This is a genomic window from Candidatus Methanomethylophilaceae archaeon (assembly GCA_017524805.1).
GTDB lineage: Archaea > Thermoplasmatota > Thermoplasmata > Methanomassiliicoccales > Methanomethylophilaceae > Methanoprimaticola.
The window spans coordinates 1-13,473 of record JAFXUX010000008.1 but is presented as its reverse complement, the minus strand read 5'-3'; the positions used below and the strand labels follow the sequence as shown (position 1 = coordinate 13,473).

Here is a 13,473-nt window from a genome sequence, read left to right as displayed (position 1 = left end):
ATGTGCTTAGCAATACCCGGAAAAATCGTGAAGATCGAGGGGAACATGGGGGACGTCGATTTCGGAGGGACGATCAGGAAAGCCAACCTTTCCATGGTCGAAGCCGGAATCGGCGACTGGGCAGTCGTGCACGCAGGATTCGCCATCCAGATCATGGACGAGGAAGACGCCCAGGAGACCATCAGGCTCTGGAACGAAGTCCTCGACAGCGACGCGACGGAATTCCGCTGAAACCGAGGGGAATCCCCCTCATTCAATCTTTTCCACTATAGTCTTGCACCAATCCTCCGCCGAAAGCGCGTTCTGGTGCATGTATTCTCCGAGAGAGTTTCTCACGCAGATGCCGTCCATCCCGCCGGAGATCCCGATGCCCCTGAACATGCGGAAACCATATTCCGGGATGGAATGAAGCTTCAGCTCGGAGTAATGGAATTCGTGGCCTCTCACTGAACCCTTGAATATAGGGTTGGCATCGGTGGAGTCGGCTTCCACATATTTCGGGCCGTGCCTGCCGCACATGACGGCGTCCGCATCGAATATGCCGGCCATTCCGTGGCTGATTCCGTCTTTTGTCACTATAGTCTTACACATAGTCATAAGGCCGCCGCATTCCCCTAAGACTATAGTCTTATTTTCAGAAGCGCTCCTCAGACCTTCGAGGAAATCCCGGTTCTCGGATATCCGATCGGCATAAAGCTCTGGATATCCCCCGCCGAGATAGTACATATCCGCGTCCGGAAGAGGGTTCCCGGCCAGCGGGCTGAAATATTTCACCTTGAAACCGGCCGCCTCGAGGCATTCCAGATTTTCTCTGTAATAGAAGCAATATGCATCATCCATCGGCACCGCGACTTTGGCGCAGGCGTTATGGCTGGCGTATGGGGAGCCTTCCGGGAATTGCGCGTCGCAGGATTCGCATATGCCCAGCAGAGCGTCCATGTCGATGTCGTCAGCCAAGGCCTCCAAGCCTCTGACTTCCTCCTCGGACGTCCTGTCCACGGTTTTCAGGCCCAGATGCCTGTTCTTAAGGCCGCATTCAGGATGCTTCCTGACCATCCCGACGATCTCGACGCCGGGACAATACTTCTCCACCGCCTCCCTGAGCTTCCCCTCGTGCTGCTCCCCTGAGATGTTGTTCAGAATGACGCCGCAGATGTCGACGCCGGGATCGAAAGCTTTGAACCCGTTGATCATGGCCGCAGCCGATCTGGTCAAAGAGCGCGCATCGATCACAAGGACCACCGGGAAACCTAGGATCTTCGCAGCCTCCGCCGTGGAGCACCTGTCTGAGACGCCGGAAAGCCCCTCGTAAAGGCCGCGGACGCCTTCCACCAAGCAGATATCCGCGCCCTTCGACGAGCTGCCGACGATCCCGCGGATCCCGTCGCCCGGAACCATATACGTGTCCAAGTTCCTGGACGGCCTTCCGGACGCCACCGTGTGGTACATCGGATCGATGAAATCCGGCCCGACCTTGTACGGCTGGACCCGCATCCGCTTCGACAGGGACGACATTATGCCGGTGGCTATCGAAGTCTTCCCGGCTCCGCTTCCGGCCCCGGCGATCACGACGCCTTTCATCTGAGGAGCTCCCTCAGCGTCTCTCCCGTCTCCAACGGGATGATCTTCTTGGCGCCCATGACCATGGAATGCGATGAGACCTCGCCGACGGCATCCAGACCCATGGAGAGGTAATTGGCGAGCTGCCTCGGCTGGTCCGTGATCAGCAGGTTCCCCGGGAGAAGCTCCGGGTACGCGTGCGGTATCCCGATTATTATGAGAAGGTCCGGGGAGAACTCGTCAACCCTCTCTTTGATCCTCCTCCCGATGAGCGCGTATTCGTCCATGCCGCCGACCGACTCGTACCTGACCCCTTTGGAATCCAGCTCGGAGCGTATCGCCTCGGCATATCCTCTGATCCTCGGGAGCCCCAGATTCCCGTCGAGATTCCCGACGAGGAACAGTTCCCCGCCTAATTTCTCCTTGGCTTCGGTCAGAGCTATGAACATATCTGCGAAACGGAACGCCAGCTCCTTCTTGGCCAGCATGGCGCATGCCACCTTTTTCCCGCTTCCCAGAGCGTCGGCTATGCGTTTGGCTGCTGCGAGCTTCGTCGGGCCTCTGGTCGGAGACAGATACTCCCTCCCGGCCATGCCGACTCTCTTCTCCATCGAAGTGGCCGCATTCATGAGATATATCTGCCTGTCGCGCTCGCCTTCCGAGAGCAATCCAGCCCTGCAAGCGCACTCCAGAGCTTTCACCGCGCCGGTCGTGTTGTCGCCGGAGCAGCCGTGGCTGTCTACGGAGAACACGTTGCAAGGGAGCGCGGCCTTCCTGATGGAAGCGTCCATGTCCTCGCCGATGATCATGCTGGAGCATGTGCCGATCACAGCCACCGTGTTCGGACGGAATTTCTCCCAGGACATCTTCAGCGTCTCCACCAAAGAATCGGAGCCTCCGAAGATCAGGTCATCCTCCATGAGGCCGCTGGTCACTACTCTGACTCCGGCTTCCTCCAGCATTCTGGATGCCATGAAGCAGCAGCCTGCTGGCCCATGGACCACGATGACATCGACATTCAGATCTCTGAGCGTATACATCGCCGCGACGATAGGGTTCGGGCGGGGGTGGATTATCTTCATTGCCATGCCTCCTTGATGAATGTCACGACCGTTTTGTGGCCGGAAACGTCGACCTCTTCCCCCTTACCGTCGGTTATGACGTACTCCACGCCGTACCCATCCAGAACCTCGCGTATGAGCGGGGCCTTCATCTTGTCGCAGACCTTCCTGCTGACCGGGTCGACTACAACGAAGCATCCGTCCAAAGCGCCCATCGCCTTCAGGCACTCCATGGTCATCCCGATGGAGATGTGCGATATCCCCGGGTTTCTCTCCTTCACGAGCCACCGGCCATCTTGGAAGTATACCTCGCCTCTGCCCGGAACTCCGCGGAAGGACTCCAGCGCCCCTTTCACTTTGTCGGCCTGGATTCCCATGCTCTCTGATATCCTGAGAACAGTATCGATGGCCGGAAGATATTGCGTGGAAATATAATCGGGCGAGAGCGACGCTTCCCATTGCGCCCCCTGATAAGAATACTTTATGCGCAGCGGAGAACCGAGCTTCGGCGCATCGATGGCGCGGCAGTTCTCACCGAAGGTTTTGAAATCAAATCCAGACGCTCTGGCCCTCCAGAAATCCAGCTCGTCTTCCTTCACGAAATTAGTTCCGGAGGAGAATATCTGGACCTTGGCATCGGAAGCTTTCCTGGTGTCCTTGGCTATGCCGTAATCGTCCACCAGATTGGTTATGACGGCGATGTCCGCGCGGCCGCTGCCTCCTAGGGAGACCTCCGATATGATGACGTCATAGCCTTCCGTTGGAAGCTCCAGTATGAATGGGGGTGCGATGCTTCTGAGAGCCTCGACCTTGTGGGATCCCCCGGAATACGGGCCCTGCCCTCTTGAGCTGTGCAAGAAGACCTTCTTCCCGCAGGAGTCCAGGATGTGGGCGAGAAGATAGCACGCGCTGGTCTTCCCTTTCACGCCGGTGACCTCTATCCTGAACGGAAGCCCGTCCGGGATGAGTTCCTTCACCGCATCGCTGAAGGTGAGTTTCCTGTCGAACGATGCCTTGCCTATGAACGAATCGGGGCAATGGGCGGGCATGATTACGGCGTCGAAATGCCTCTCGGGAGCCTCGTCCAGCGCAACCAATCCTCTGGCTGCCATGCGCGCATCGCATTCGGGAGAGGACACCTTGTAGACGTCCACGCAGGTCACTCCCCATCCGCGATCCATCAGGCGCTCGGCGATGACGAACCCGCCATGGGTCATATCCAACACGAGAGCTTCCATGCCCATGCCTCAGAGCATCTCTCTGGCCTTGGCCGCGAATATATCGGTCAGACGCGGGTCCTCGCCGACCGGCGTGACATAAACCGCCCTGACCTTCCTTCCGGCGCATTCGATCACGCTGTCCGGACAGCCGTCCGTCTGCCTGATCTTGGGAGGGATATCGTTCTTGAGGTGGTCTCCGAGCGAGATGAAAAGCGGGAGGACGATTATCTCGTCGAACCTTCCGTCGGCGCAGGAGTCGAAGACTTCCTTGAGGTCGGGCTCGTCGAACTCGTTGAACGCGGGGAACACGTTGGAGAATCCCATATCCTTGAGGCGGGAAGCGTTCAGGGTTATGATCTCCTTGTTGTGGGGAAGCCTGGATCCGTGGCCGACCACTATGATCGCAGTGTCCGACCCTTTCTTCGTCTCCTTTATTTTCTCAGCCAGAATCGTCGCGAGCATAGCGTCTTTGCCGAATGGCTCTCCGAAGCTGACTTTCATTTTGCGCCCGGAGAACTCTGCCTCGCCTTGCTTGCACCCGTCTTTCAATCCGAGCTTCGGCGGGATGTCCCTGACCATGTGCAATCCGGACGCTATGAAGAAGGGGATAGCCATGACTTCGTCCACGCCGTCCGCGGCCATCTTCTCCATCGTCTCCCCTATGAATGGGTGGGAGGTCTCGTTGAATCCAATATAAACGTTCTCGAATCCCATCTCTTCCAGGCGCCGCTTCTGCAGCTCCATTATGTCTTTGTTGTAGGGGTATCTCGATCCGTGCCCAACTATCAGCAATGCTTTCTTCGCCATGATATTCACATCCCTCTGAGACCGCCTGCGGCCTCCTCCGATCTGCGCATCAATTCCGATGCCAGGCTGCGATACGCTTCCGCCTGGGCCGAATCCGGTGCGCCCTGCATAACAGTCATGTTCATCGCCTCGCATTCCTGGACCGTCCCGGATCTGGGCAGGATGGCGATGACTTCCGTGCCCAGCTCCTCCGCCATCTGGCGGACTTTCTCATCCTCGCCGAGGATAGCCCTGGAATTCTGTATGAGACCGCCGAAACGGGCATAGCCGCTGTCGGAGAATCCTCTCACCGCTTCCGCTATGTTGCCGGCGGCATACAGAGACATCATCTCCCCCGAAGTGACGACGAATATGTCCCTGGCATAGCCGTTCCTTATCGGCATGGCGAATCCGCCGCACACCACGTCCCCGAGAACATCGTACAGCACGACATCGGGGCGGTAATGCTCTACGGCCCCCAGCCTCTCCAAAGTCTCAAAAGCAGCTATTATCCCTCTGCCAGCGCATCCGGTGCCTGGCTTGGGGCCTCCGCACTCTACGCAAAGGGATCCCCCATATCCTTCGAAGACTATGTCGTCCAATGTCGGCGATCCCCCGCCGCGGACGGCGTTGAGAACGGTGAGCGGCCTTTTCCCGCCCAGCAATAAACCGGTCGAATCGGATTTCGGATCGCAACCTATCTGCATGACTTTCAGCCCGCGCTCGCAAAGGGCGGCGGTGACGTTGGAAGTGGTGGTCGATTTTCCGATTCCGCCCTTCCCATAGATGGCAATCCTTCTCATATCTGAGGGTAATAAGCATTGATTAATAATTGTTACCAATAAAATAACACTGGACGCTTTCATTGAAATTACGCCGAAGAAAAACCGCCAGAATCATTTCAAATCACAAGAATTGACTCGATAAAGAAAAAAAAAGTCCGGGATAGAACCCTCCCGGATGGGTTTGGAAATCAGTTTTCTGCGTCCCCGGATGAGGAACCGCTGGACTCGGAATCACGAGGTTTCCTATCGAAATCGCGCTTCGGACGGTCTCCGAAGTCCCTGCGCGGGCGATTCCCATAATCACGCCTGGGGCGGTCACCGAAGTCCCTGCGGGGCCTCTCCCCTTCGGAGCTGCCCTCGCCCTCTTCTCCATAATCGCGTTTGGGCCTGTCGCCATAATCCCTTCTGGGGCGGTCGCCGTAGTCCCTCCTCAGACGGTCACCGAAGTCGCGCCTGGGTCTGCCGCCATATCCTCCGCGGCCGCCGAAATCCCTTCTTCCGCGTCCGTACCTCTCTTCGTTGGCTTTTCTGCGGGCTTCCCTGGCTTCCCTGTTGATGACGGCGGTCCCAGCATTCTCATAACCCGGATCGACGTAGGTGCCCTCGTAGATATCTTTCTTGGAGACCCACTCGACGGGCATCGGAGGTTCCTTCCACTTCTTGCGGTAATCGCGTTGGCTGGGTTTGCTCCCGGTCTTGTAGGCGGCGTTGCGCTCCATCTTCTGCTTAGAGACGCCTCCGTGCCTCTCGCGGAGACCTTCATCGGTTTCTTCCTCCGCAGTTTTTTCTTCGAAATTCCCAGAATATCCTTCTGCAATATCAGAAACGCCTTCCTCATCAGATGAATGGCCTATGGCTTGCAAGACTTCTGAGCGCTCTCCCTCGGAAAACTCCTGATTGAAAGTCTTCTCACCGAATTCTTCAGGAGCAGCCATCCCCTTCGATTCTTCTGAATCTATGGGCCTTTCATTATAATCACGTCTGGGGCGGTCGCCGTAATCCCTTCTGGGACGGTCCCCATAATCCCTGCGAGGTCTGTCGCCGTAATCTCTTCTTGGACGGTCTCCGTAATCGCGCCTGGGTCTGTCTCCATAGTCACGCTTGGGGCGGTCACCGTAATCCCTCCTCGGACGGTCACCATAGTCACGCTTGGGGCGGTCACCGTAATCCCTCCTCGGACGGTCACCATAGTCACGCTTGGGTCTGTCCCCGAATTCGCCCTTGGGTCTGTCTCCGTACTCACGCTTGGGTCTGTCCCCGAATTCTCTTCTTGGCCTGTCGCCGTAGTCTCTCTTGGGACGGTCACCGTAATCGCGCCTGGGTCTGTCTCCATAGTCGCGTCTTGGCCTGTCTCCAAACTCCCGCTTAGGACGATCCGATCTGTCACCGTAACCATTATGCGGCCTATCAGAATCGGAATACCTCGGCTTCCTGTAACCGTCTTTCCTCCTGTAATCGGGTTTACCCTGCCTCCCGGCCGATGACCTCTCCCTGTGATACCCATCGAATCTACCGTTTTTCTTTCCATCGCTGGAATCTCTGTCATAGCCGGAATCTGCCATTGAATATCGAGCAGTCCTTATCGTACCTTACTTAAAAATGTTCGTGCCAGCCAGATTGTTTAGACACGAAGTTATCTGCGAAAATGTTGTTATAATACGGGTGCCACAATCGATTGACAAGATATTGTTTCTGACTTGCAACCAATGAAACCGATTGATGCGAACCGAAATTCAATGGGAATCGTTAAATATTGCTTAGCTATGCTCATGTTCGGCAAGACGGCCATAGCGGCGGGGAAACACCCGGTCCCATCCCGAACCCGGCAGTAAAGTCCGCCCGCGTACCTGTCTGTACTGTATTGCGCAAGCGTACGGGAACTCAAGCACGCTGTCTGCCACTTTCTTTGATTCATTGAGACAGTCGAGAGACTGCGAATGCATCGATGGCTCTGGACTCTCGGTCGATTCGCATGATGAATCCCCGCGCGACTGCCAGCATCAATTATATCGTAAATGAGCGATTTCGTAGCGATGAAAGGCACGGAAGCGCTTCTTGACATGCTGGAGAATAGGGGGGTGGACACGATCTTCGGATATCCCGGAGGCAGCGTGATCCCGATTTACGACGAACTTCTCGATTCTTCCATAAGGCATGTGCTGGTGCGCCATGAGCAATGCGCCGCGCATATGGCCGACGGATACGCCAGAGCTAAGGACATGCCTGGGGTATGCCTCGCAACAAGCGGGCCTGGAACCACGAATCTGGTCACCGGGATAGCCACCGCCTTCGCCGATTCCGTGCCTATGATAGCCCTTACCGGCCAGGTGGCGGCAGGCTCTCTCGGCCTTGGGGCGTTCCAGGAAGTCGACGCCTACAGCCTTCTGATGCCCATAACGAAGCACAGCTACAGGGTGCTCGACGTCGACAGGCTCCCCCATGCCATCTCCGAAGCGTGGGACATCTGCAGGATGGGCCGCCGGGGCCCGGTTCACATCGACCTTCCGGTGGACCAGATGAACTCGGAGATCGACGAATCCACTTTGGACAGGCGTTACGGCGTGAAACCCCTTGTAGACGACCTTTCAGGGATAAACCAGGCTGTGAGATGGATAAGGGAATCCAAAAAGCCCATTATCCTAGTCGGCGGCGGCGCCATGGGCGCTTCTGAGGAGGTCATGAAGCTTGCCATGGTTCTGGGTGCCCCGGTGGAATCCACGCTGATGGGCGTCGGCGCTGTGCCATGCTCCTATGAGATGTATGTAGGGCCTCTGGGCCTGCATGGGAGGATGTCGGCCATCGCTCTGACCGAGGAGGCTGATCTTGTCATATCAATAGGAAGCAGATTCTCCGACAGAACTTACAGCGCCCATGACCGCATGACGGACAAATGCGCCAGAGTGATCCACATAGACATCGACCCTACCGAGTTCGGGAAGCACGGGCATGACTGCGTAAATCTCCGCGCGGACGCGAAAAGAGCGGTGTCCCGCTTGCTGACCGCGCTGGGATCCGACGTCCCCAGCATAGCCGCGTGGAAAGAGAAGGCCCTGTCATACAAGCGCAGATGCGAATGCGACACTGACATCCAAAGCGTGCCGATAGCCCCGCAGAAAGTCATGCGCGAAATCAACGCCGTCTTGGACGACGACACTATAGTGACGACAGACGTAGGCCAGAACCAGATGTGGGCGATGCACTATCTGGGCATCGAGCATCCGCGCCAATTCATAACTTCGGGAACCTTCGGAACAATGGGATTCGGCCTGCCGTCCGCGATAGGGGCGAAAGCCGCGCTGCCTGAGAAGGATGTCGTCGCCGTGACCGGAGACGGAGGCCTCCAGATGGTCATACAGGAGCTGTCTACGTCGGTCGCCGAGGATTTCCCGGTGACTGTGGTCCTGCTGAACAACGGCAAGCTGGGCATGGTCAGGCAGATGCAGAAGCACTACTGGAACGGAAGGTATTCCGGGGTCGACCTGAAAGCGGACCCCGATTTCGTCACAGTAGCCAAAGGGTTCGGCGCCAGAGGGATCCGCGTGGAGAAGCCCGGCGAGATAGCGGACGCCCTCCTCGATGCGAAGGGATCGGACCGCACAACCGTGATCGAAATTATGGTCGATCCGGAGATGGACATGCTCCCGATGTTGCCCGCAAACCCAGACATTCCTATAGTAAAAGGTTACTGCAGATTCTGAATCACATGAAAGGGACGAAAGCGCTCGTTAAATTGCTGGAAGACAAGCAGGTGGACACCATCTTCGGGTATCCCGGAGGAAGCGTCATACCGATTTACGATGCTCTTTACGACTCTTCCATCAGGCATGTGCTGGTCCGCCACGAGCAATGCGCCGCCCATATGGCCGACGGATACGCCAGAGCCAGCGGCATTCCCGGGGTCTGCCTTGCCACCAGCGGACCGGGAGTGACCAACCTTGTGACCGGCGTCGCGACGGCATACGCCGATTCCATCCCCATGATCGCTTTGACCGGGCAGGTCGGGACCAACATGCTGGGATTGGGCGCATTCCAGGAAGTCGACGCCTACAGCCTTCTGATGCCCATCACCAAGCACAATTTCCGCGTGCTTGATGTTAACAGACTTCCCCATGCGATCAAGGAAGCGTGGGACATATGCCGCGCAGGGCGCCCCGGGCCCGTCCACATAGACCTTCCGGTGGACCAGATGAACTCCGACATGGACGAATCCTATCTCGGCGAGACCTACGGCATCAAACCGGAGACGGAAGACCTTTCCTATCTTCAGGAAGCCGCCAGATGGATATCGGAAGCCGAGAGGCCGGTGATCCTCGTTGGCGGAGGTGCAGTCAACTCCCAGGATGAGGTCATGGAATTCGCCCGCCTCCTGAGAGCGCCGGTAGACACCACCCTCATGGGCATGGGAGTGGTTCCGTCGTCATATGAGCTGTGCATGGGCCCGCTGGGAATGCACGGAAGGATGTCCGCCAAAAGCGCGATGAACGGCGCGGACCTTGTGATCTCGATAGGAAGCAGATTCTCGGACAGGACTTACAGTCCCCGCAGCAAGATCCAAGACCCGAAAGGGAGAGTGATCCACATAGACGCCGATCCCACAGAATTCGGGAAGCACGGGCATCAGAACCGCATAGACCTGCTCGGAGACTGCAAGAAGATCGTCCCTATGCTGACCTCGGCCCTGAGAGGATACGTCCCCAAAGAGAAGTGGGCGGCGGAAGCGGAAGGCTTCAGGAAGAGGTGCCGCTGCAACACGGATCTGAACAGCATGCCCATAGCGCCCCAGAAGCTGATGCATGAAATCAACAAAATCATCAAAAACAATACCATAGTCACCACCGACGTTGGCCAGAACCAGATGTGGGCGATGCATCACCTGAGCTTCGAGCATCCCCGCAGGCTGCTTTCTTCCGGCACTTTCGGGACCATGGGCTACGGGCTCCCCGCGGCCATCGGCGCGAAAGCCGCCAAACCTGATTCTGATGTCATCGCGATAACTGGGGACGGAGGGTTCCAGATGGTCATGCAGGAGATGGCCACATCCATATCCGAAGATCTTCCGGTCACTGTGGTGATCATGAACAACGGCGTGCTCGGAATGGTCAGACAGTGGCAGAAGCTCTTCTGGGACAGGAGATACTCCAGCACAACGCTCAACGGGAACCCCGACTTCGTGAAGCTGGCCGAATCGTTCGGAGCCAAAGGAATCCTGGTGGAGAAACCTGGCGAGATAGCCGACGCACTCAAAGAAGCCAGGGACTGCTGCAGGACGTGCCTCGTGGAAGTCAGGGTTGACAAGGAAGAGGACGTCCTTCCGATGCTTCCCGCGGATCCGAACGCCCCGCTGGCCAAAGGCCGTTGCGCATACTGAGGGCGAATCGTGCCAGATCTGTGAAACACAACGTTTCGAATCGTGCGGTAGATGCAACATATTTCGGGCCGATGCAGTTTCCTTTAAATATAATACCCTCGAATCGTGCCAGATATGTGAAACACATCATTCTGAATCGTGCTAAAGATGCAACCATGAACAACAAGTAAATATCCATAATGCAAGTTAGAAACAATGTTCCGGCGCAAAATCTATGACGAAATCCTATCCTGGAAAAAAACCTGATTTCCGTTGGAGACCACTTCAAAGAGGACGGATTGGATCCGGACCTCGTTTTGCTCATGTGAAAAGTATCTGCTTGGAATCGTGGCCGACGGCAGGGGCAAGACTGTGTGCAACCGCTTTGTCAACGGGGAGCTCGACAAGATTTCGTGGGGGCACGTGCCTATATTCGTCACAGATGGCTGCAAGCCGTATCAGAAAGCACTCTTCGACCGCTACAGCTACGAGGTCTGGACACGGGCAGAGGAAGGAGAGGGTGTCACAGGGAGCCCAGCACGGCCTTGAACTACGGCATCGTGGAGAAGACTCGCGAAGGCAGAAAGTTGAGGAGCGTCCATCGTTATGTTGCATACGGCCATGTGCCGGAGGAGTTCCTCAACACCTCGGCTATCGAGCGCCAGAACCTTACGTTGAGATGCTTCTGCTCCCGTTTGAGAAGGAGGCCCATTACCTTCGGCAGGAACAGGCAGTCCGTTCAGGACTGCCTGGATCTGTTGAAATCGAACTACAATCTTTGCACTCCGCATGCCTCTCTTTCGCTTTCGAAGAAGAAGAACGAAAAGCGCAAGGCTGTAACTCCTGCCATGGAAATTGGTCTGACAGATCATGTCTGGAGTATCGGCGAGGTCATGTCTTTTCTTTATAGACAAAATATCAACTAAAAAATATAACATCACCATCATTATTTAACATCGACCTAAAAAATCAGCGAGGGTTCAGCGACTCCAGATGATGCCCTTTCCGCCCCATAATCGAAATCATACCGCCTCCCAGCGGAAATGCGTTCATCACATCGGAAATGTATCTTCACCGCGCAAACCTCGGATAATCGGTACCAACCATTATATCGGGTTTCAAAGTACGGGACACGCATGGACGTTGAGGAGCGCGTGTTGGAAAGGATAGTGCCCTCCGAGGAGTACGTGGCCGAGCTCGAAGATAAATCGCGGCGCCTTATCGCCGAAGTCACGGGATACGCGGCAGAGCACGGCATCGACGTGGAAGTCACTTTGGCGGGCTCTTTCTCCAAAGGGACGTTCCTTTCGGACCCCGATTTCGACGTCTTCATGATGTTCCCCAGCACCGTCCCTCACGACGAGCTCGAAAGGATCGGGCTGAAGATCGGCGAGGACATCCTCCACGGAACCAGAATGTTCTCGGACCACCCGTATACCAGAGGGAATTTCGAAGGGATAGACGTGGATTTGGTCCCTTGCTACCGCCTCGACAGCACGGATAAGCTGAAGAGCGCGGTGGACCGCACCCCGTTCCATACGAAATACATCCTATCCCACCTCGATTCGAAGCAGAAGAACGAGGTCCGCCTGCTGAAGAGATTCATGAAGGGCATAGGCACCTATGGGGCGGAACAGGATGCCAGAGGATTCTCCGGATACCTCTGCGAAGTCCTCGTAGTCTATTACAAATCGTTCAGAGGCGTTCTGGAAGGCTCCCAGAGATGGAAGAGCAACTACACGATAGCCATAGAGGGCAAAGGGCCGTCGATGGTCGCCCCGTTGGTGGTGTACGATCCGGTGGATTCCCGCAGGAACGTCGCTTCTGCGGTCCATGAAGATACCATGGGCACCTTCATAACCGCCGCCAAGGCGTATCTCGCCGATCCGAGCGAGAGATTCTTCTTCCCGGAGAAGAGAGATGCTCTTCCCAGAGAGGATCTGGCGGCGATCGCCGAGAAGCACGGCTCCAGGCTGGTTACGGCCATATTCGACAAGCCGGAAGGCATATTGGAGGACAGCCTCTATTCCCAGCTCTGGAAGACTCAGTACGCACTCGGGAAGAAGCTCAACGAATTCTCGTTCAACGTGCTCCGCGCGGTGCACGACATCCAAGGGGACAAGCTGGTGGTGATGTACGAGATCGAGCGCGACATGCTGTCGAAGACCCACAAACACTATGGGCCGCCTGTGTGGGTGAGCAATTCGAACACTTTCCTCGAGCGCTGGAAGAACAACGAATACGGGAGCCCGTTCATAGAGAACGGAACTTGGACGGTCATAGCCGAGAGGATGTATTTCACGGCGAAGGAGATGCTGTACGACGAAGCCGCCATGTCGGGCCTTGGAAGGGATCTGGATCCGAACACGATGCAGGTTCTGAGCCATGTGCAGACTTTGGCGGCCGCAGACCCGCTGATGATGACCGAGCTCCTGGATCCCAAACTTCCGTGGGAAGTCTGAGGCCATCGCCTTTCCGGTCTCATTATAAAAGTTCCTATGGCCTTGCGATATCGCTGCCAGATCGTCGTTTCCATCGCTCTGAAACATCATCATCGGCTTGAATGGACGGGCAGACCTTCATGGCACGTTCTATATTGACGCAACCAATTAATACCGATGCGCAGATGACGCGCCAAAGGGCCTGTGGGTTAGCTTGGTATACTTGCAGCTTTGGGAGCTGTTGACTCCGGTTCAAATCCGGGCAGGCCCACC

Annotated in this window: 12 protein-coding genes, 1 tRNA gene and 1 rRNA gene; 8 read left to right on the top strand and 6 right to left on the bottom strand. The window is 56.4% G+C overall.

Annotated features, from left to right (window positions below):
• Positions 1–231, top strand: coding sequence for a HypC/HybG/HupF family hydrogenase formation chaperone (locus IKP20_01750; protein ID MBR4503689.1), 231 nt, complete (start codon positions 1–3; stop codon positions 229–231).
• Positions 232–249: 18 nt separating this feature from the next.
• Here IKP20_01750 and cobB read toward each other — a convergent pair whose 3' ends face one another.
• The 6 genes from cobB to IKP20_01720 form a co-directional block, all read right to left on the bottom strand.
• Positions 250–1,581, bottom strand: a complete 1,332-nt coding sequence (gene cobB / locus IKP20_01745) for a hydrogenobyrinic acid a,c-diamide synthase (glutamine-hydrolyzing) (GenBank protein ID MBR4503688.1) — start codon at positions 1,579–1,581, stop codon at positions 250–252.
• Positions 1,578–2,648, bottom strand: a complete 1,071-nt coding sequence (gene cfbD, locus IKP20_01740) for a Ni-sirohydrochlorin a,c-diamide reductive cyclase catalytic subunit (GenBank protein ID MBR4503687.1) — start codon at positions 2,646–2,648, stop codon at positions 1,578–1,580. Before cfbD ends, cobB begins: the two co-directional genes overlap by 4 nt.
• Positions 2,639–3,859 carry a coenzyme F430 synthase gene (gene cfbE, locus IKP20_01735; GenBank protein ID MBR4503686.1) on the bottom strand — a complete coding sequence of 407 codons (1,221 nt, stop codon included), beginning with the start codon at positions 3,857–3,859 and terminating at the stop codon, positions 2,639–2,641. The genes cfbD and cfbE overlap by 10 nt, the downstream gene beginning before the upstream one ends.
• 9 nt (positions 3,860–3,868) lie before the next feature.
• Positions 3,869–4,648: a sirohydrochlorin cobaltochelatase gene (locus tag IKP20_01730; protein MBR4503685.1), complete on the bottom strand. Its 780-nt coding sequence runs from the start codon at positions 4,646–4,648 to the stop codon at positions 3,869–3,871.
• A 5-nt stretch (positions 4,649–4,653) separates the two neighbouring features.
• The gene (locus tag IKP20_01725) at positions 4,654–5,493 is read right to left on the bottom strand and encodes an AAA family ATPase (GenBank protein ID MBR4503684.1); all 840 of its coding nucleotides are present in this window, start codon (positions 5,491–5,493) and stop codon (positions 4,654–4,656) included.
• Between the two features lie 107 nt (positions 5,494–5,600).
• Entirely contained in the window at positions 5,601–6,974 is a 1,374-nt protein-coding gene (locus tag IKP20_01720; GenBank protein ID MBR4503683.1) for a hypothetical protein, read from the bottom strand.
• A gap of 215 nt (positions 6,975–7,189) precedes the next feature.
• Here IKP20_01720 and rrf point away from each other — a divergent pair.
• The 7 genes from rrf to IKP20_01685 all read left to right on the top strand — a co-directional run bounded on the left by rrf (position 7,190) and on the right by IKP20_01685 (position 13,471).
• Positions 7,190–7,311, top strand: a 5S ribosomal RNA gene (gene rrf / locus IKP20_01715).
• Positions 7,312–7,445: 134 nt separating this feature from the next.
• Positions 7,446–9,110: a biosynthetic-type acetolactate synthase large subunit gene (gene ilvB / locus IKP20_01710; GenBank protein MBR4503682.1), complete on the top strand. Its 1,665-nt coding sequence runs from the start codon at positions 7,446–7,448 to the stop codon at positions 9,108–9,110.
• A gap of 5 nt (positions 9,111–9,115) precedes the next feature.
• Positions 9,116–10,780, top strand: coding sequence for a biosynthetic-type acetolactate synthase large subunit (gene ilvB, locus IKP20_01705; protein ID MBR4503681.1), 1,665 nt, complete (start codon positions 9,116–9,118; stop codon positions 10,778–10,780).
• Between the two features lie 351 nt (positions 10,781–11,131).
• A complete protein-coding gene (locus IKP20_01700; GenBank protein MBR4503680.1) occupies positions 11,132–11,308 on the top strand; it encodes a hypothetical protein in 177 nt (58 codons plus the stop codon).
• Positions 11,305–11,685, top strand: coding sequence for a hypothetical protein (locus IKP20_01695; GenBank protein ID MBR4503679.1), 381 nt, complete (start codon positions 11,305–11,307; stop codon positions 11,683–11,685). The genes IKP20_01700 and IKP20_01695 overlap by 4 nt, the downstream gene beginning before the upstream one ends.
• 210 nt (positions 11,686–11,895) lie before the next feature.
• Positions 11,896–13,221, top strand: a complete 1,326-nt coding sequence (gene cca, locus IKP20_01690; GenBank protein MBR4503678.1) for a CCA tRNA nucleotidyltransferase — start codon at positions 11,896–11,898, stop codon at positions 13,219–13,221.
• Between the two features lie 177 nt (positions 13,222–13,398).
• Positions 13,399–13,471: transfer RNA gene (locus tag IKP20_01685), tRNA-Pro, on the top strand.
• Positions 13,472–13,473: the final 2 nt, after the last annotated feature.

Bases quoted from the DNA above. Each gene is read 5' to 3' on its own strand.
- IKP20_01750 (MBR4503689.1), top strand. From the start codon at position 1: ATGTGCTTAGCAATACCCGGAAAAATCGTGAAGATCGAGGGGAACATG.
- cobB (MBR4503688.1), bottom strand. From the start codon at position 1,581: ATGAAAGGCGTCGTGATCGCCGGGGCCGGAAGCGGAGCCGGGAAGACT.
- cfbD (MBR4503687.1), bottom strand. From the start codon at position 2,648: ATGGCAATGAAGATAATCCACCCCCGCCCGAACCCTATCGTCGCGGCG.
- cfbE (MBR4503686.1), bottom strand. From the start codon at position 3,859: ATGGAAGCTCTCGTGTTGGATATGACCCATGGCGGGTTCGTCATCGCC.
- IKP20_01730 (MBR4503685.1), bottom strand. From the start codon at position 4,648: ATGGCGAAGAAAGCATTGCTGATAGTTGGGCACGGATCGAGATACCCC.
- IKP20_01725 (MBR4503684.1), bottom strand. From the start codon at position 5,493: ATGAAAGCGTCCAGTGTTATTTTATTGGTAACAATTATTAATCAATGC.
- IKP20_01720 (MBR4503683.1), bottom strand. From the start codon at position 6,974: ATGGCAGATTCCGGCTATGACAGAGATTCCAGCGATGGAAAGAAAAAC.
- ilvB (MBR4503682.1), top strand. From the start codon at position 7,446: ATGAAAGGCACGGAAGCGCTTCTTGACATGCTGGAGAATAGGGGGGTG.
- ilvB (MBR4503681.1), top strand. From the start codon at position 9,116: ATGAAAGGGACGAAAGCGCTCGTTAAATTGCTGGAAGACAAGCAGGTG.
- cca (MBR4503678.1), top strand. From the start codon at position 11,896: ATGGACGTTGAGGAGCGCGTGTTGGAAAGGATAGTGCCCTCCGAGGAG.